Here is a 17,437-nt window from a genome sequence, read left to right on the forward strand (position 1 = left end):
AGATCGGTATCCGATGAGCGTGCCCAGCAACGTCCGGCGCTTCGAAGCGCTGCTCTATGCATCGTTGATGCTGGATGCCCTCTCGGTCGCGGCGCAGGACCGCACGCCCAACACCGAGATGACCGAGCAGATGATCATGACGGCGACCTTGCTCGCCGGCGGCATGATCCTGCTGCTGGTCTATTTCGTCTGGCTGGCCGCGCATCGGCGCAAGAACTGGCCGCGCTGGGTGCTGGCGGCGGCCCTGGTGTTGTCGGTGATCTCGCTCGGCCAGATCATCGGGGAGAGGGGCCTGGAGCTCGACAGCGCCATCGAGATCGTCTCCTGCGCGCTGACCGCGGTCGGACTTTATTTCTCCTTCACCGGCGATGCGCAGGGCTGGTTCAACGCCTAGCGTCATTCCGGGGCGCCTCGAAGAGGCGAACCCGGAATGACGGGGAGAAGGCACTGCGCTCCTCACCGGAATCCTGTAATATTTCCTCATGGAATGGACCGACGAGGGCATCGTGCTGGGGGTGCGGCGGCATGGCGAGAGCAGCGCCATCGTCGAGCTCTTGACGCGCGCCCATGGCCGGCATCTCGGCCTCGTCCGCGGCGGCGCCGGCTCGCGGATGCGGCCCCTCTTGCAGCCCGGCAACAGCGTCAGCGCTGTGTGGCGGGCGCGGCTCGACGAACATCTCGGTACCTATGCTGTCGAGGGATTGAAGCTGCGCGCGGCGACGCTGCTGGCATCGTCCCATGGGGTCTATGGCGTCACTCATCTCGCCTCGGTTGCGCGGCTCTTGCCGGAGCGCGATCCGCACGAAGAGATCTTTGCGTTGCTCGAACATTCGCTCGACGATTTCGACGACATCGGTAGCGCCGCCGTGCATCTGATCCATTTCGAGCTGGCGATGCTCGCCGAGCTGGGTTTCGGCCTGGCGCTGGACAATTGCGCGGTGACCGGCGAGACCACGGACCTGATCTACGTCTCGCCGAAATCCGGCGGCGCGGTGTCGCGCGGCGCGGGCGAGCCGTGGCGCGACCGGCTGTTGCGGCTGCCGGCCTTTCTGCGCCATGGCGAGACCGCGAGCGATCTCACCGATCAGGATCTCCAGGACGGCTTCCGGCTCACCGGCCTGTTCCTGCTGCGTCACGTGCTGGAGCCGCGCGGTCAGGGCCATTCCGACGCGCGGGCCGGCTTCATCAATGCCCTGATACGGCAGCAGGCGAGGGCAGCGATTCCCGCGCCATGAGCTCATCGGGACTCTGCACTGCCCGTTGGCATGAAGTTCCCAGGAACCAAATCGGGCCGGTCGAGTTCGCCTTCAGGTTCCACAACGGGGACAGCCTAAATGTTGATCAGGGGATTCGCCTTTTCCACGGCGCTGCTTGCGTTTGCGCCCGATGCAATGGCCGGCGAGCCGCAACCCGGCTTGTTTCGCCGGGCTTCCTGCACGGTCGTCCGGTATTATGTGGCAAAATATTCTGCTGCTGCCGCAGAGACATGGGCGCGGGCCCATGGCGCGACCGAGGCTGAGATCGAGGCCGCCCGCCGTTGCGTGAGCAATAATGCGCCGGCACCCGCCCAAACGCCTGGTCAGGCCAAAACCCAGACATTCACGGCCGGCTGGGCAGGCCACTAGGCCGCCCCCGGGGAACCATTCGATCCTTGCCCGATTCGCTTCCACGGTTTAACCGGGCGGCATGGGAAAACGAATCGTTCCGCCGGAAGAACCGGCCGAGATCCATGAGGTGCCGCTGCGCGAGGCGCTGGAAGAGCGCTATCTCGCCTATGCGCTCTCGACCATCATGCACCGCGCGCTGCCGGACGCACGCGACGGCCTGAAGCCGGTGCACCGGCGCATCCTCTACGGCATGCGGCTGCTCAGGCTCGACCCCGGCACGGCCTTCAAGAAATCCGCCAAGATCGTCGGCGACGTGATGGGCTCGTTCCATCCGCACGGCGACCAGGCGATCTACGACGCCATGGTGCGCCTCGCGCAGGATTTCTCCTCGCGCTATCCGCTGGTCGACGGCCAGGGCAATTTCGGCAATATCGACGGCGATAACCCCGCCGCGTACCGTTACACCGAAGCGCGCATGACCGACGTCGCGCGGCTTCTGCTCGATGGCATCGACGAGGACGGTGTCGAGTTCCGCGCCAATTACGACGGCCAGTCGAAAGAGCCCGTCGTGCTGCCCGGCGGCTTTCCGAACCTGCTCGCCAACGGCGCGCAGGGCATCGCGGTCGGCATGGCGACCTCGATCCCGCCGCACAACGCCGCCGAGCTCTGCGATGCTGCGCTGCATCTGATCGAGAAGCCCGACGCGAAATCCAAGGCGCTGATGAAGTGGGTGAAGGGCCCGGACTTCCCGACCGGTGGCATCTGCGTCGATTCCAAGCAGGCCATTGCCGAAGCCTACTCCACCGGCCGCGGCTCGTTCCGTGTCCGTGCGCGGTGGACGCAGGAGGAGGGCGCGCGCGGCACCTGGGTCGTCGTCGTCACCGAGATCCCGTTCCTGGTGCAGAAGTCGCGCCTGATCGAGAAAGTCGCCGAGCTGCTCGACCAGAAGAAGCTGCCGCTGGTCGGCGACATCAGGGACGAGTCGGCCGAAGACGTCCGCATCGTGATCGAGCCGAAATCGAAGAACGTCGATCCCGCGCTGATGATGGAATCGCTGTTCCGGCTGACCGAGCTCGAAAACAAGATTCCGCTGAACCTCAACGTGCTGATCAAGGGCAAGGTGCCCAAGGTGGTCGGCCTGGCCGAGTGCTTGCGCGAATGGCTCGACCATCTGCGCGACGTGCTGATCCGGCGCAGCAATTATCGTAAGGCGCAGATCGAGCACCGGCTGGAGGTCCTGGGCGGGTTCCTGATCGCCTATCTGAACATCGACAAGGTGATCAAGATCATCCGCACCGAGGATGAGCCCAAGCCGGAGCTGATGAAGGCGTTCAAGCTCACCGAGGTGCAGGCCGAAGCCATCCTCAACATGCGCCTGCGCTCCTTGCGCAAGCTCGAGGAGATGGAGATCCGCACCGAGGACAAAAACCTCCGCGGCGAGCTCAAGGGCATCAATGCGGTGCTCGCCTCCGAGCCTGAGCAGTGGAAGAAGGTCAGCGAGCAGGTCGGCAAGGTCCGCGACATGTTCGGGCCGAAGACGCCGCTCGGCAAGCGCCGCACCACCTTTGCCGACGCGCCCGAGCACGATCTCGCCGCGATCGAGGAGGCCTTCGTCGAGCGCGAGCCGGTGACGGTCGTCGTCTCCGACAAGGGCTGGATCCGCACCATGAAGGGCCATGTCGAGGATCTCTCGGGGCTCGCCTTCAAGCAGGACGACAAGCTCGGCTTCGCCTTCTTCGCGGAGACGACCTCCAAGCTGCTGCTGTTCGCGACCAACGGCAAGTTCTACTCGCTCGACGTCGCGAAGCTGCCGGGCGGCCGCGGTCACGGCGAGCCGATCCGCCTGTTCATCGACCTCGAGCAGGAAGCCGCGCCCGTCGCGCTGTTCGTCAACAAGGGCGGGCGCAAGTTTCTGGTCGCCAGCCACGAGGGCCAGGGTTTCGTCGTCAACGAGGACGATTGCGTCGGCACCACCAAGAAGGGCAAGCAGGTCCTCAATGTCGACATGCCGAACGAGGCGCGCGCGATCACCGAAGTGCTCGGCGACACCGTCGCGGTCATCGGCGACAACCGCAAGATGCTGGTCTTCCCGCTCGACCAGGTGCCGGAAATGGCGCGCGGCCGCGGCGTTCGCCTGCAGAAGTACAAGGATGGCGGCCTCTCGGATATTGCCGTGTTCGACGCCAAGGCCGGCCTGACCTGGAAGGACTCCGCCGGTCGCGAATTCTCCGCGACCATGAAGGAGCTCGCCGAGTGGCAAGGCACCCGCGCTGACGCCGGCCGCCTGCCTCCGAAGGGTTTTCCGAAGTCGAACAAGTTCGGCCGGGGCATCGGGTAGGGACGGTCCCGTGTCCCGGACGCGCTGCAACGCGCTTGCGTTGCCGCGCAGAGCCGGGACCCATGTTGCGCGGACGATGCTCGGCGGCATGGGCCCCGGCTCAGCAGCGCACCGCTGAAGAAGCGCTGCGCTCGCAATGACGGGATGCGATGGAGTCGCGCTCCAACCCAGAAGTGCGCATCCCGCAAACGCGCGGCTGATAGCCGTGTGCGCATACGTGATTCAGCCGTGTGGGCACGAACATTGCTTTTTGCTGGCGACCGTAACCGTTTCGCCAAGGCAAGAAGAAACCAATGTTCAAACTCAAGTCTATGATTCCCGCGCTGTTCGGCCTCGCGCTGGCCGCGGCGCCTGGGCATGCGGCGGGGAATCTCGTCGCGGTGCTCGAGGCGGAAATCGTCACACTCGATCCGCATTTCTCCACGGCTTATATTTCGCGCACGTTTGGCTACATGGTGTTCGATACGCTGTTTGCGAAGGACTCCAAGGGCGACATCAAACCGCAGATGGTGCAGGACTGGAAGGTCTCGCCCGACGGCCTGACCTACAGTTTCACCCTGCGCGATGGCCTGAAGTGGCATGATGGCCAGCCGGTCACTGCGGCCGATTGCGTGGCCTCGCTGCGCCGCTGGGGCACTCGCAGCGCGCTCGGCCGTCGCATCTTCGCGATCACCGCGTCGCTCGAGCCGACCGACGCCAAGACCTTCGTGCTGACGTTGAAGGAGCCGTCGGGTCTCGTCATCGACGCGCTCGGCAATCCCGTCAGCCCCGTCGCCTTCATGATGCCCGAGCGCATCGCCAAGACCCCCGGCGATCAGCGCATCACCGAGGTGATTGGTTCCGGCCCGTTCGTCTACAGCAAGGCCGATCACCGCACCGGCGATCGCATGATCCTGAAGAAGTTCGCCGATTATGTGCCGCGCCCCGAGCCCGCCGACTTCCTCGCCGGCGGCAAGCGCGTCAATGTCGACACGCTGGAGGTCCGCGTCATTCCCGACGGTGCGACCGCAGCCTCCGCGCTGCAGGCCGGCGAAGTCGACTTCATGCAATACGCCCCGTTCGATCTGTTGCCGCAGCTGGAGAAGAACTCCCGCGTCAAGCTCGTCAACTTCACCGGCGGCAACATGTTCGCAGGCGCCTACCGCCTCAACGCCGCGTCGAAACCGTTCGACGATCCCGCGATCCGGCGCGTGCTGTGGAAGCTGGTCGATCAGCGCGAAGTGCTGGATGCGCTCGGGCTCGATGCCAAATACGCTACGCCTTGCGCGACGTTCTTCACCTGCGGCACCACCTATGAAAGCAAGGCCGGCACCGAGGCCGCCGCCAAGCCCTCGATCGAAGCGGCGAAGGCCGCGCTGAAGGCGACCAAATATGCCGGCGAGCCCGTCGTCGTCATGGAGGCCAACGATCTCGAAGCCCCGCGCGTCTCGGCGCAGGTGCTTGCGGAACGGCTCAAGGCTGCCGGCTTCAACGTCGATCTGCAGGTGATGGACTGGGCGAGCGTGCTGGCGCGCCGTGCCAAGAAGGAGGGCTGGAGCGTCTACGGCGTTCACGCCGGCGGCTTCGATCTGGGCTCCCCGCTGACCAATGTCATGGTTGCCTTCAACTGCGCCGATTTCACCGGCTGGCAATGCGATCAGCGCATCACGCCGTTGCTGGAAGCCTTCGCCAAGGCGCCGGCCGAGGAGGACCGCAAGACAATCGCGGGCGAGATCCAGGCTGTCATGTACGATCAGGCACCCGCGATTCCCTGGGGCCAGTTCGCGCAGCCGGCCGCCTATCGCGCGACGTTGCGCGGTCTGATACCGTCCGCCATCCCGGTGTTCTGGAACGTTGAGAAGTAACGCGATGTACGATGTCATTGTTGTCGGCGGCGGCTCTGCCGGCGCCGCTGTTGCGGCACGGCTGTCCGAGGATCCCGCACGGCGCGTCCTGCTGCTCGAAGCGGGACGCGACTGGCGCGCCGATGAGGCGCCCTGGGAGGTGCGGACGCCCAATCCCATCCCGATCATCCACAAGCGCGAATACCAGGAGAAATGGCAATGGCCTGACCTTCTGACGCGCCGGGTGGCGGGGCAGGAGCCACGCTTCTACTGGCGCGGCAAGGGTCTCGGCGGCTCATCGATGATGAACGGCCAGATCGCCATCCGCGGCGTTGCGGACGCCTTCGACGAATGGGCGGCCAATGGCTGCACCGGCTGGTCGGCGAAGGAGGTGATGCCGCTGTTCTCCGTGATCGAGGACGATCTGGAATTCGGCGATGCCGAGGGACACGGACGCGGCGGGCCGCTGCCTGTTTATCGCGCGCCGCCCGAGAAATGGGGCCCGATCGATCGCGGCTTGCGCGACGCGGCGCTGGCGAGCGGTTACCCCTGGTGTGCCGATGTCAATGGTCCTGATGGCGAGGGCGTCGCCTGCTATCCCATCAACAGCCGCGACAGTCGCCGCATCACCACCAATGAGGGCTATCTCGAGCCCGCGCGCGGCCGCGCCAATCTGGAGATCCGCGGCCATGCGCTGGTCGATCGCGTGCTGATCAGCGACGGCCGCGCGACCGGCGTCCGCGTTCATATCGAGGGGCAGGGCACAAGCGAGATCAGCGCGCGCCAGATCGTGCTCTGTGCCGGTGCCATTCACAGTCCAGCGATCCTGCTGCGCTCGGGTGTTGGACCTGCCGAGGAGCTGAAGGCGATGGGGATCGCAATCGCGCGCGATCTGCCGGTCGGCCGCCACTTCTTCGACCACCCGCTGTTTCGCGCCACGATCCAACTTCGCGAGGACCTGCGGCCGACCGACCCGGACACGCGTCACACCAATTGCTGCGTGACCTACTCGTCGGGCCTCGCCAACGGCGGCAAGCGCGACATGATCCTGATCGCGTTCAATCACCGCGGCATCGGGGCAACAGGCGCGATCGGTGCCGGGCTGTTCAACGCGTATTCTCGCGGAACGCTGAAGCTCGCCTCGACCGATCCCGCAATCGATCCCGTCGTCGAGGAGAACATGCTGGCCGATCCCCGTGACATGCTGCGGATGATGGATGCGGTGAGGCGCCTCGCTGTGATCACGTCGCAGCCGGCGCTGGCGGGCGTTGCCGATTGGATCCGGCTCGCGGACACCGATCTGACGCTGCCGCAGGCCGCCAGCCTGCCGGATCACGAGCTCGACGCGGTGCTGCGCCGTGAGACCGGCGACATCCAGCACGCCGCCGGCAGCTGCCGCATGAGCGGCGTTGGGGATGCGGACGGCGTGGTCAATCCGGATGGCACGGTGAAGGGCATCACGGGCCTGCGCGTCGCCGACGCCTCGATCATGCCGTCCGACTGCCGCGCCAATACGCATTTCACGACGGTGGTGATTGGGGAAGCGATCGCGCGGATGATGATGCGGTAGCGCGACAACAACGGTATCATGCCCCGGCTCGACCGGGGCATCCAGGGATCGCCCGGTCAAGCCCGGCGATGACACCGAGTGTGGTGCTCGCGGCTCCTCCGCGTCATTGCGAGCGTAGCGAAGCAATCCAGAATCTCTCCGCAGGTGCAGTCTGGATTGCTTCGTCGCATCAGCGCAAAATTGCTTCGCAATTTTGTCGCGAGCTCCTCGCAATGACGGAGCAAGGGGCGGGCCGCCGCTCTCCAATTCACATTCAAACAGCAGACGCACCATCGCATTCCCGCGGCGCGTTTCGCCCGAGTTTCGCTTAATGTGCTGCGCCCAAAGAGACAAGGGCGCAGAGAAGGCCGGGCGCCGGCGGCACCCGAGATCCGTGCGCGGTAGAAATGCACACGGGGTGGACCACAGGTGTACCGGTCGCCCGGCCTTCCCTGCGCGAATGGTTTTAACGGTGTCCTTCGTGCTCTCCTCGGGGAGCGTTGCACTATTGCCCCCGTCGCCTCGCGGCTGATCGATGCGCGTGCCGGTCGGCCGCCACATCACCGCGAGATTTGACGCCAGAACCCCGGGCGTCGGGACCACACGACTTCTCCGTCCGCGCACGTCCTCGCATGTCGCTCCGAGGGGTGGCGTGTGCTCGCCCCCGAAGCCATGCGAAGACGCTGTCAGCGCCGTGTCGTATGCGCGAAGACGATTGCTCACGGTGTCCCGCCCTGCAATGCCGCTCGCGCCCGACGCCGTCGCGTCCATCGCTGCCCGGCCCGCGGTTCGTGACGATCGCGATCCGCCCCTCGTCTCAGGCCAGGTGTTTCGTGTGTACGACAAATCCGAATTTCGGTAAAGTGGAATATTTTGCGTGATGGGGCTTGACAGGCGGTGTGCTCAAACTGACCGGGCTGTTTTGCCCGACGGGCAGTGGCCGCTCTGAAAGAGGTGATCGAGGCCGGAGTTGCCTTTATCTCAACCGTCTGAATGTCCGCTTTCGGACGGCGACCGGACAAGGTCGGACAGCGACGATGTGGCCGCTCGTGACCCCTTAGCGGACTTCCTCAGTTCATGGAAAATTGAGCATTTGCTGCGGCATGGGTTGACGCAATGCTTAGGTACCACCAAAACGTGTGATGTTGCTGTCGCCGGTCAGAAACCGAGGTTAGCGTGATCCCTCGCCGCAAAGCCGCAGTCTTAGCTCTACTTGTTGCTACCAGCTTATCTGTCGCTTGTTCTCCCAAGGAGACCGAGTGTGGCCGCCGTTGATAAAGTCCATCGCGTCGTTCTTTTCCTCGCGGGTGCCGGCATCTTGTTTTTCGTGAACAGGCAGTCGTTGTTCTTGCTATCGTCGTGGGGGCTGAACTTGGCTTCGGCGGCATACCTCTCATCGATTTTTATCTACGGCTGCCTATTTTCCTTTTGTGATTGGATGAGTTCGCTGGAGAGGCTTAGGAAGCCGGTCTATTTCTTCTTTCGTGGTGCAAGCCTCGCCGCTCTGTACTTGGTTTCCTACATGGTTCCTACCGTGGCTCCAATTGGCTCTTCCTTGTATATCTCGCTGCTCATTATCGTGGGCGCGATCATCATTTTTGTCGGCCAGTTGCTAACGCGCATCCTGTTCTCGGTGACCGAAGAGCGGAGCTTCTACGGTTAGGGTGACAGCTGTTGCAACGAGTCTGCCGATGCGAGCGATATGTTTAGTGTGGATGGACTGACGAGTTAAATGCAGAAACTGCAAATTGTTAAGACGATAGCCACATTCGTCGTTGGTCTGCCTTTCATCGCGTTCGCGACGTGGCTAGGGCTAGCTCAACTATTTCGCGTGTTCACGACAGGAGAATTGTACTCGCGCGGATACGGCCCTGGTTACGTTGGTTGGTCAAGACTCATCAGCTTTGGGAGCGACCCAATCTCCTTTGTATCGGCTCTCGTCACAGCTGTGCTCTTGACTGCTTTTGGGCTGTTCATTTTCGGACGGCTGTTCTCCAACATTCGACGCTGGTGGAGGGCCGAGTAGTGGTGCGAGCTTATCAGCTCAATCTGGCGATCTAAAAATGATGTTGTCCCTTCCGTCATAAAGCAGACGCCAGTTCGGCGCCCCAAAGGTCCGCTATTGGCCCCAAAGTCGAAGTGACAATATCGCTCCACGAGGCCCGCTTGTTGACGCATGGCGGACAAGATCTGCGCAGGTTGAGTTCTTCGCGCTGTGACCCATAGCGGACGACAGGGCGTCAATCCCGGATCGACCAGATTTCTCATCCGATCCGTGTAACCTTCTGTTCCTTCGCTTCGAACCGTCTTCCCGAGGGCTGAAGTGCCCCGAGACCGCGTTCGAACGGAGAGACGCATGCCGTCCACTTTTTCCAGGGCCCTGCTGGTCGCAGTCGCCTTCATCCTGCCGACCCTCGCCCATGCCGCCCAACCCTATGAACCGAAACCCTTCCAGGCCGCTCAGGCGGCCAACAAGCCGATCCTGGTCGAGGTCACGGCACCATGGTGCCCCACCTGCCGCCAGCAGAAGCCGATCGTGCAGCAGATCGCGCGGGAGAAGCCTGACCTCGTCATTCTCAATGTCGATTTCGACAGCGCCAAGGATGTCCTGAAGCAGCTCAAGGTGCAGCACCAGAGCACCCTCATCGTCTATCGCGGCGCGAAGGAGCTGGCCCGCTCGACCGGCGAAACGGATCCGACTGCGATCCGCGGCATGATCGGCAAGGCGTTCTGATCATGTCGGCCACGCTGGCGCTCGGCTATGCCGCGGGCGCGCTCTCGACGCTCTCGCCCTGCGTCCTGCCGATCCTGCCGATCGTGCTGTTCGCAGCCATCGAGCGCCATGCGTGGGGGCCGATTGCGCTGGCGGCCGGGCTGGCGCTGTCATTCGCTGCCGTTGGCATCGCGCTGGCGACGGTTGGGTTCAGTGCCGGAATCGATCCTGCCGCATTGCGGCTGGCGATCGCGGCGCTGCTGGCTGCGATGGGGCTGGTGCTGCTGGTCCCTGCGTTGCAAGGCCGGTTGGCCGCATTTGCCGCGCCGCTGGCTGCGGGCGGTCAGACCATTCTCGATCGGATGACGCCGCAGGGATTGGCCGGCCAGTTCATCATCGGCGCGCTGCTCGGCGTGATCTGGTCACCCTGCACGGGACCGACGCTGGGAGCAGCGGTCGGCCTCGCTTCGCAGGGCCGCAATCTCGGCTCCGCGGCCGCGACGATGACCGCCTTCGCGCTTGGCGCCGCAACCCCGATCCTGCTGCTCGCGTACGGCTCGCGCCAGGCCATTCTCGCCCGGCGCGACGGCATGATGCGGGTCGCGCATGTCGCCAAGCCTGCGATGGGCGCCGTGCTGGTCTTGACCGGTCTTTTCATCCTTACCGGCTTCGACAAGACGGTCGAGGCTTCCCTGACGCGCGCCATGCCGGACTGGCTGGTTGCCGTAACGACGCGGCTCTGACGCTGCGTCTTTTCACCCGAGAAGGAGACTCAACGATGACGACACTGCGCAAATCCCTTCAGGCCCTCGGCGCCATTGCAGCCGTCGGCGGCGTGATCGCGGCCGCCCCGGTCCCTGCCAAGGCCCAGGCCGGCAATCCCTGCGCGCCCAAGTCCGGCTCGATGGCGAATCCCTGCGCGTCGAAGGGCAAGAAGGCCAATCCCTGCGCCCCGAAGCCGGGAATGGCCAACCCGTGCGCACCGAAGAAGTAACACGTGCATAGACGTGAGGAACACCCCGGGAGGAGACGGCGGCAAGCCGTCTCCGCCTTGCCCAATCAAGCAATCAGGAGTTCTGTCATGGCCATGACTGCAGCACGACAGCAGCACATCGACCACGCGCCTGCGGCGGTGGTCGTCCCTGATCATACTCAGACTCGGGAACGCCTGCTGCGCATGGCAGAGGCCGCAAACGAGGTGGTCGACTGCATCGGCGAACTGCACGCGGCTGGCAGCAATGTGGTGCTCGAAGCGTTGCGGCACGGCGGAGAGTTCACCGAATGGGAGCACTATCCGGCCGATGACGCTCGCGATCCCGTGACGCATGGCCAGTACTATCTGCACGCCCATTCGCCCGATGACCGCGAGCAGCCAGACTATGCGCATTTCCACGTCTTCATGGGGCAGGGCGGCCTGCCGGACCATCTTCGGCGCAATTGCAGATCCGACGGGGACCGGCCGGTGCATCTGGTCGCGATCTCGATGACGCCGGACGGCATGCCTGCACGGCTGTTCACCACCAATCGCTGGGTGACGGATGAGAGCTGGCATGGTGCCGAAGACGTCATTGCTCTGCTCGACCGCTTCGCCATGACCGGAGACCAGCCCTCGCGTCCGCTCAATCGCTGGCTGACGGCCATGATCAGGCTGTTCAGGCCGCAGATCGAGGACCTCTTGAGGGATCGCGATCGCACCATCGCCCTGTGGCGGGCGCGCGAGCCTGACGCGGACGTGCTGGACAACCGGACGCTGGACGTCACGTCATCCATGAGCATTTCACTGATGCAGCATATCGCCTGGCTGGAGCAGCAGCTTGACGGCTAGGGATCTCGGCGAGCGAGCGGTCGTCCTCCGGGTGGTCGAGGGTGCCGGCCCCGATGACAGGGAGATGCCGCGGCTGCGCGAGCTCGACTGGTCGATCCTGATGGCGCGGGCGCAGGATGGCGATCGCGCCGCCTATCACCGGCTGTTGACGGAAATCTCACCGTATCTGCGCTCGCTGGCGACCAGGCGGCTTTGGAACGGCGCCGACATCGAAGACGCCGTACAGGACATCCTGCTGACGGTGCATGCCATCAGGCACACCTACGATCCCGCGCGTCCGTTCGCACCGTGGCTCGTCACCATCGCCCAGCGGCGACTGATCGACCGCCTGCGCCGGCAGGGTCGCATCCGCCGCCGCGAGGTGGTGATGGAGCCCGAACATGAAGCTGTTGCGGAGCCTCAACATGACACGGGACTTGACGGGCATCATCTGCAGGCCGCGGTCGACAGCCTGCCGCCGGCCCAGCAACAGGCGCTGCGCCTCGTCAAATTGCAGGAGATGTCCCTGAAGGACGCTTCGCATGCCAGCGGCATGTCGATCTCCGCGCTCAAGGTGAACGTACACCGGGCGCTCAAGACCCTGCAGAAACTGTTTTCCGACCGGGACCAGTCATGATCGATACACCGGACCTCATCACCTCGCTGTCGTCGGACATGAAGCCGGTCAGGCGGCTGCAGCCGCCTTTGCTGCGCGCGGCTGGCTGGCTTGGATTTGCCGCCGTGCTGCTGGCGCTGATTGCAATCAATCGCGGCATACGTCCCGACCTTGCCGAGCGGATGCAGGATGCCGCCTTTGCGACCAGCATGGCCGCGGCCCTTGCCACCGGCATTCTTGCCGCGGTCGCGGCGTTCATTGTTAGCCTGCCGGACCGATCGAGGCTCTGGCTGCTCCTTCCCGTGCCCGCGCTCATCCTGTGGCTGTCGAATGTCGGCTATCAGTGCCTGACTCATTGGGTCGTGATTGGACCGGAGGGGATCAGTCCGGGTGAAGCCGTTCGCTGCTTCTCCACGCTCGCACTGACCGGCCTGCCGCTCTCACTTCTGCTCTGCATCATGTTGCGCTATGCGGCCGTGCTGCGGCCGGCAGCGGTCGCGATCACGGGCAGTCTCAGCGTCGGTGCGCTCACGGCCACGGCGCTCTCTCTGTTCCACACCATCGATGCATCGGCGATGATCCTGATGTGGAACGTGGGCACCGCGGCGATGTTTGCCGCACTGGGAGCGGCCTTTGGGGGATCGGCCATGGGATGGGCCGCAAGACGGTTGAGCTGAACTCGCTCGTTCAGATCATCTGCCCGCCTGATACTTCGATCCGTTGCCCCGTAACCCAGCGATTGTCCTCGCTCAGCAGGCTCGCGACCATCGGGCCGATATCGTCCGGGACACCCACCCGGCCCAGCGCGGTCATGCCGGCGAATTGCTTGTTCACGTCGGCATTGTCACGCACCAGGCCGCCGCCGAAGTCGGTTTCGATCGCGCCGGGCGCAACGCTATTGACGCGGATGCCACGCGGCCCGAGTTCCCTGGCCATGCAGACCGCCATCATGTCAGCGGCGGCTTTCGCCATGGTGTAGACGGCGAAGCCCGGATAGGTGACACGCGTCAAGCCACTGCCGATGGTGACGATCGAGCCACCGTCTGCCATCAACGGCAACAAGGCCTGGGTAAGGAAGAATACGCCTTTGACATGCAGGTTCATCTGCTGGTCGAACTGAGCCTCGGTGGTCTCGCCGAGCGGGGCAAAGAGGCCGTCGCCGGCATTGTGCACGAGGTAGTCGAAGCTCTCGCGACCAAATGTCTCCTTCAGCGTCTGGCCCAGACCTCGCACGAAGGAGGGGAATCTGGTGACGTCGGCGCTGTCCAACTGAAAGGCCACGGCCCGGCGTCCCAGCGCCTTGATCTCGGAAACGGCGCTCTCCGCAAGGTCCGCACGGCTTCGGTATGTGATGATGACATCGCTGCCCTTGCGCGCGATGTTGACGGCCATGTTGCGGCCAAGGCCGCGGCTCGCACCGGTGACGATTGCAATTTTTGCCATGTGATGTCTCCTACGTTTGACACGGCGAAGGTGGCAGACACCGCGGCATTCGAGTTGCCGGATCCTTGAGCCTTCTTGCCTATTCCTCCAAATGACCGCGAGCGCCGCTCAGGCCGGGCCCTCGCTGCGTTGAACGATCAATTCACATGCCCAAAGTTGGAGCAGTCCGACCGTGTCCGGTTGCCGGAGCCCGCGGCTGGTATAAATTCGCGGAATGACAACGACCTTGCTCGAAACTGTTCGCCGCTATGCGGACTTGCATTCCGACCAAAACGGCACGGCCAGGACGCCGATTCCGGGCCTTACGGCCATACGGGCAGCGACGCGGGGCCAGCTCCAATACGCAATCAACCGGCCGCTCGTTGCGCTCGTCCTGCAGGGCCGAAAACGCGTGACGATGGGAGCGCATACCTTCGATTTCGGCGCGGGAGAGTCGCTCCTGATCTCGGCGGATGTGCCGACGGTGAGCCAGATTACCCGCGCCAGTGCGCAGCTCCCATATTTTTCCCTGGTCGTCGAGCTCGACCCGGCGGTGATCGCGAGCCTGATCGTGGAGATGAACCTTGCTCCCGAGCAGCAAGGCATTCCCGTCCGCGTCGATCCGACCGAATCGGAGGTTGCCGATGCCGCGCTCCGCTTGATGCGGCTGCTCGAGCGTCCGTCTTCTTTGCGGGTTCTGCGATCTCAGTTCGTTCGCGAAATTCACTATTGGCTGCTGGCGGGGCGACACGGCGCGGCGATAAGGGCTCTCGGGGTCGCCGACAGCCATGCGCAACGCATCGCGCGCGCCGTCGCGATCATTCGTTCCGAATATGCAAAGCCGCTGCGGATCGAACGCCTGGCGGAAGCTGCTGCCATGAGTCCTTCCTCGTTTCACCAGCACTTCCGCGCGATTACATCACTCAGTCCCCTGCAATTTCAGAAGCAGCTGCGGCTCATCGAGGCGCGTCGGATGATGTTGTCGGAGGGCTCTGACGTGAGCAGCGCGGCCTTCGGAGTAGGTTACGAAAGCGTCTCGCAATTCACGAGAGAATATGGTCGCTTGTTCGGGCTGTCGCCTGCCAAGGATATCAAGGCCGCGCTCGGTCAACTGGACACCGCAGCCTGACGCTAAGCCGGATCATCGACCACCCGGGACATGCAAGGTAACGGCGCTCTCCTCTCACTAGATCATTCCCGCCAACCTTAGCGCCACGCCCGCGGCACAGCTGCCAGCCAGCACCGTCAGCATGCCCAGCTTGAAGCGGAAGATCGCCGTCGCCGCCGCGATCGCCAGCACCAGCGCGGGAATGTCCACGCTCGTCAGCACCGGCATGTCGAAGTTCAGCGGAAACGCATGCACCGGCACGGTCTCACGGAACAGGATGTGCAGCGCGAACCAGATCGAGAGGTTGAGGATCACGCCGACCACTGCGGCGGTGATCGCACTGAGCGCGCCGGCGAGGCCCGTGTTGCCGCGCAGGCGCTCGATGTAGGGGGCGCCGACGAAGATCCAGAGGAAGCAGGGCGTGAAGGTGACCCAGGTCGCGAGCAGTCCGCCGAGCGTGGCCGCGAGCATCGGCGACAGGCCACTCGGGTCGCGATAGGCCGCCATGAAGCCCACGAATTGCAGCACCATGATCAGCGGGCCCGGCGTGGTCTCGGCCATGCCGAGGCCGTCGAGCATCTCGTGCGGCTTCAGCCAGTGATAGTGTTCGACCGCCTGCTGGGCGACGTAGGCCAGCACCGCATAGGCGCCGCCGAAGGTGACCAGCGCCATCTTCGAGAAGAACAGTGCGATCTGGCTGAACACATTGGCCTGTCCTAGGACTGACAGCAGCGCGATCACCGGAACAAGCCAGAGCGCCAGCCACAGCGCGCCGACGCGGATCGTCCGTGCCGTATTGGGACGGACATGATCGGGCACGGCCTCGCCGAGCATGCTGTCGATCGCGGCGCCGCTGCCGCCAGGGCCGTGACCGGCCGGCGCGAACTCCGGACGGCCAGCCCGCGCGCCGGCATAGCCGATGATGCCGGCGGCGATGATGATGATCGGGAAGGGGATCGCGAAGAAGAAGATCGCGACGAAGGCCGCGGCCGCGAGCGCGATCATGACGCGGTTCTTCAGCGCCCGCTTGCCGACGCGCACCACGGCCTCGACCACGATGGCGAGCACGGCGGCCTTGAGGCCGAAGAACAGCGCCTCGACGAAGCTGACATTGCCGAAGGCGGCATAGATGTAGCTGAGGCCCATGATGGCGATGATGCCGGGCAAGATGAACAAGCCGCCCGCCATCAGGCCGCCGGCGGTACGGTGCATCAGCCAGCCGACATAGGTCGCGAGCTGCTGCGCCTCAGGTCCCGGCAGCAGCATGCAGTAATTCAGCGCATGCAGGAACCGGCTCTCGGAGATCCACTTCTTCTCCTCGACCAGGATGCGGTGCATCACCGCGATCTGGCCCGCGGGCCCGCCAAAGCTCAGACAGGCGACGCGCAGCCAGACGCGAAAGGCCTCGTTGAAGCTGACGCCGTGACCGGCGTCAGCTCCTGCTTGAACGTTACGGATGTCCATTTACGCCTTCACCTTGTTGGTCGGCCAGTTGTGCGTCTCGGTGATGGCGTCGCGGCACCAGCGGTAGAAGGCGTCGTAGAGCAGCATGCCGGCCTCGAGCTGTTCGAGGTCGTCGTCGTACATCCGGGACAACCCGAGCGAGGCCGCGAGCAGGCCCGGTGCCTCCGGCGCCAGATCCGGCCGCGCGGTGTCGGCGCCGCGCACCAGCGTCGCGAGGTGAAGCAGGGCCGGCGTTGCGATCCCGAATTCCTCGATCATCACGTCGAAGGTGCAGAGCTCGCCACGGTGGCTCCAGAACACGTTCTCGATGTCGAAAGGGGCCGCGCCGAAGCGTTCGCCGACGCCGACTACCTCCGACGGCGCTACGTACAGGAACACCGCGCTGGGATCGACGAAGCGGCGGATCAGCCACGGGCAGGCGATGCGATCGACCTTCGGTCGCGCCCGCGTGACCCAGACGGTGCGGCCCTCGGCATCGCGTGGCGGCAGCTTGCGGGCATCGACCAGCGGCAGCTTGGCCGCCTTCCAGCCCTCGAAGCCGCCCTCCAGCGTCTCCGCTTGCACCCCGAGCTGGCGCAGCCAGGCCGCGGTGCCTTGCGCGAGCTTCTCGCCGCGGAAGCAGGACACGACGGCGCGGCGGCCGGCGAAGGCGCCGCCCCAATCCGTCACATTGTCGTGGCTGAGCTTGATGGAGCCGGGGATCAGCCGCCGGTCGGCGGCAAAATCCTCCTCGGTGCGCACATCGATCAGTGCCGGCGCGTTCGCCGTGCCGATCAGCCGTGCCATTTTGTCAGACGAAATGGTCGTGAATGTAGACATGATGCGTCCTCGCAAGAAACGAACGGGACGCGATGCTTGGGCCTGTCGCCTCGTGGGGAGATCGCTCAAATCCCCATGGCGCAGATTACAGCGAAACTAAGTAGCACTGTCAATCCGCGGGACGATTGGACCTTAGAAAATTGATGCCCGCCGTCTATATTGCGCGCCGACAGA

17 protein-coding genes are annotated in these 17,437 nt (G+C 64.4%); 14 read left to right on the forward strand and 3 right to left on the reverse strand.

Annotated features, from left to right (window positions below):
- Positions 1-13 precede the first annotated feature (13 nt).
- From IVB23_RS38270 to IVB23_RS38330, 13 genes are all read left to right on the forward strand, one after another.
- Positions 14-394 carry a hypothetical protein gene (locus tag IVB23_RS38270; protein ID WP_197969566.1) on the forward strand — a complete coding sequence of 127 codons (381 nt, stop codon included), beginning with the start codon at positions 14-16 and terminating at the stop codon, positions 392-394.
- A gap of 88 nt (positions 395-482) precedes the next feature.
- Positions 483-1,235 carry a DNA repair protein RecO gene (gene recO / locus IVB23_RS38275; RefSeq protein WP_247802039.1) on the forward strand — a complete coding sequence of 251 codons (753 nt, stop codon included), beginning with the start codon at positions 483-485 and terminating at the stop codon, positions 1,233-1,235.
- Positions 1,236-1,334: 99 nt separating this feature from the next.
- A complete protein-coding gene (locus IVB23_RS38280) occupies positions 1,335-1,625 on the forward strand; it encodes a hypothetical protein (protein WP_247802040.1) in 291 nt (96 codons plus the stop codon).
- Positions 1,626-1,686: 61 nt separating this feature from the next.
- Positions 1,687-3,945, forward strand: a complete 2,259-nt coding sequence (gene parC, locus IVB23_RS38285; RefSeq protein ID WP_061877339.1) for a DNA topoisomerase IV subunit A — start codon at positions 1,687-1,689, stop codon at positions 3,943-3,945.
- Between the two features lie 293 nt (positions 3,946-4,238).
- Positions 4,239-5,789: an ABC transporter substrate-binding protein gene (locus IVB23_RS38290; RefSeq protein ID WP_247802041.1), complete on the forward strand. Its 1,551-nt coding sequence runs from the start codon at positions 4,239-4,241 to the stop codon at positions 5,787-5,789.
- A gap of 4 nt (positions 5,790-5,793) precedes the next feature.
- Positions 5,794-7,338 carry a GMC family oxidoreductase N-terminal domain-containing protein gene (locus tag IVB23_RS38295; RefSeq protein WP_247802042.1) on the forward strand — a complete coding sequence of 515 codons (1,545 nt, stop codon included), beginning with the start codon at positions 5,794-5,796 and terminating at the stop codon, positions 7,336-7,338.
- Between the two features lie 1,240 nt (positions 7,339-8,578).
- Positions 8,579-8,980, forward strand: a complete 402-nt coding sequence (locus IVB23_RS38300; protein ID WP_247802043.1) for a hypothetical protein — start codon at positions 8,579-8,581, stop codon at positions 8,978-8,980.
- Positions 8,981-9,673: 693 nt separating this feature from the next.
- The gene (locus tag IVB23_RS38305; RefSeq protein ID WP_247802044.1) at positions 9,674-10,051 is read left to right on the forward strand and encodes a thioredoxin family protein; all 378 of its coding nucleotides are present in this window, start codon (positions 9,674-9,676) and stop codon (positions 10,049-10,051) included.
- A 2-nt stretch (positions 10,052-10,053) separates the two neighbouring features.
- On the forward strand, positions 10,054-10,773 hold the full coding sequence (locus IVB23_RS38310; RefSeq protein ID WP_061883119.1) for a cytochrome c biogenesis CcdA family protein: 720 nt from the start codon (positions 10,054-10,056) through the stop codon (positions 10,771-10,773).
- Positions 10,774-10,808: 35 nt separating this feature from the next.
- A complete protein-coding gene (locus IVB23_RS38315; protein WP_247802045.1) occupies positions 10,809-11,024 on the forward strand; it encodes a hypothetical protein in 216 nt (71 codons plus the stop codon).
- A gap of 87 nt (positions 11,025-11,111) precedes the next feature.
- Positions 11,112-11,855, forward strand: a complete 744-nt coding sequence (locus IVB23_RS38320) for a hypothetical protein (RefSeq protein ID WP_082822287.1) — start codon at positions 11,112-11,114, stop codon at positions 11,853-11,855.
- Positions 11,845-12,471 carry a sigma-70 family RNA polymerase sigma factor gene (locus IVB23_RS38325; RefSeq protein ID WP_247802046.1) on the forward strand — a complete coding sequence of 209 codons (627 nt, stop codon included), beginning with the start codon at positions 11,845-11,847 and terminating at the stop codon, positions 12,469-12,471. Before IVB23_RS38320 ends, IVB23_RS38325 begins: the two co-directional genes overlap by 11 nt.
- A complete protein-coding gene (locus tag IVB23_RS38330) occupies positions 12,468-13,127 on the forward strand; it encodes an NrsF family protein (RefSeq protein WP_247802047.1) in 660 nt (219 codons plus the stop codon). Before IVB23_RS38325 ends, IVB23_RS38330 begins: the two co-directional genes overlap by 4 nt.
- Before the next feature lie 10 nt (positions 13,128-13,137).
- On the opposite strand, the gene IVB23_RS38335 is transcribed toward IVB23_RS38330, so the two are convergent.
- Entirely contained in the window at positions 13,138-13,893 is a 756-nt protein-coding gene (locus IVB23_RS38335) for an SDR family oxidoreductase (protein ID WP_247802048.1), read from the reverse strand.
- A 214-nt stretch (positions 13,894-14,107) separates the two neighbouring features.
- On the opposite strand from IVB23_RS38335, the gene IVB23_RS38340 reads away from it, so the two are divergent.
- Positions 14,108-15,001, forward strand: coding sequence for an AraC family transcriptional regulator (locus IVB23_RS38340; protein WP_197969634.1), 894 nt, complete (start codon positions 14,108-14,110; stop codon positions 14,999-15,001).
- 57 nt (positions 15,002-15,058) lie between these two features.
- Here the strand turns inward: IVB23_RS38340 and chrA are convergent, their stop codons facing one another.
- Together chrA and IVB23_RS38350 are read right to left on the reverse strand one after the other, a co-directional pair.
- Positions 15,059-16,444 carry a chromate efflux transporter gene (gene chrA / locus IVB23_RS38345; protein ID WP_061883125.1) on the reverse strand — a complete coding sequence of 462 codons (1,386 nt, stop codon included), beginning with the start codon at positions 16,442-16,444 and terminating at the stop codon, positions 15,059-15,061.
- A complete protein-coding gene (locus tag IVB23_RS38350) occupies positions 16,445-17,263 on the reverse strand; it encodes a chromate resistance protein ChrB domain-containing protein (RefSeq protein WP_247802049.1) in 819 nt (272 codons plus the stop codon).
- Positions 17,264-17,437: the final 174 nt, after the last annotated feature.

The sequence above is a fragment of the Bradyrhizobium sp. 191 genome, from assembly GCF_023100985.1.
Taxonomy (GTDB): Bacteria; Pseudomonadota; Alphaproteobacteria; order Rhizobiales; family Xanthobacteraceae; genus Bradyrhizobium; species Bradyrhizobium diversitatis.

Coding starts and splice junctions, on each gene's coding strand:
- IVB23_RS38310 (WP_061883119.1), top strand. CDS start 10,054: ATGTCGGCCACGCTGGCGCTCGGCTATGCCGCGGGCGCGCTCTCGACG.
- IVB23_RS38335 (WP_247802048.1), bottom strand. CDS start 13,893: ATGGCAAAAATTGCAATCGTCACCGGTGCGAGCCGCGGCCTTGGCCGC.
- IVB23_RS38340 (WP_197969634.1), top strand. CDS start 14,108: ATGACAACGACCTTGCTCGAAACTGTTCGCCGCTATGCGGACTTGCAT.
- IVB23_RS38320 (WP_082822287.1), top strand. CDS start 11,112: ATGGCCATGACTGCAGCACGACAGCAGCACATCGACCACGCGCCTGCG.
- IVB23_RS38295 (WP_247802042.1), top strand. CDS start 5,794: ATGTACGATGTCATTGTTGTCGGCGGCGGCTCTGCCGGCGCCGCTGTT.
- IVB23_RS38280 (WP_247802040.1), top strand. CDS start 1,335: ATGTTGATCAGGGGATTCGCCTTTTCCACGGCGCTGCTTGCGTTTGCG.
- IVB23_RS38330 (WP_247802047.1), top strand. CDS start 12,468: ATGATCGATACACCGGACCTCATCACCTCGCTGTCGTCGGACATGAAG.
- chrA (WP_061883125.1), bottom strand. CDS start 16,444: ATGGACATCCGTAACGTTCAAGCAGGAGCTGACGCCGGTCACGGCGTC.
- parC (WP_061877339.1), top strand. CDS start 1,687: ATGGGAAAACGAATCGTTCCGCCGGAAGAACCGGCCGAGATCCATGAG.
- IVB23_RS38270 (WP_197969566.1), top strand. CDS start 14: ATGAGCGTGCCCAGCAACGTCCGGCGCTTCGAAGCGCTGCTCTATGCA.
- IVB23_RS38315 (WP_247802045.1), top strand. CDS start 10,809: ATGACGACACTGCGCAAATCCCTTCAGGCCCTCGGCGCCATTGCAGCC.
- recO (WP_247802039.1), top strand. CDS start 483: ATGGAATGGACCGACGAGGGCATCGTGCTGGGGGTGCGGCGGCATGGC.
- IVB23_RS38290 (WP_247802041.1), top strand. CDS start 4,239: ATGTTCAAACTCAAGTCTATGATTCCCGCGCTGTTCGGCCTCGCGCTG.
- IVB23_RS38305 (WP_247802044.1), top strand. CDS start 9,674: ATGCCGTCCACTTTTTCCAGGGCCCTGCTGGTCGCAGTCGCCTTCATC.
- IVB23_RS38350 (WP_247802049.1), bottom strand. CDS start 17,263: ATGTCTACATTCACGACCATTTCGTCTGACAAAATGGCACGGCTGATC.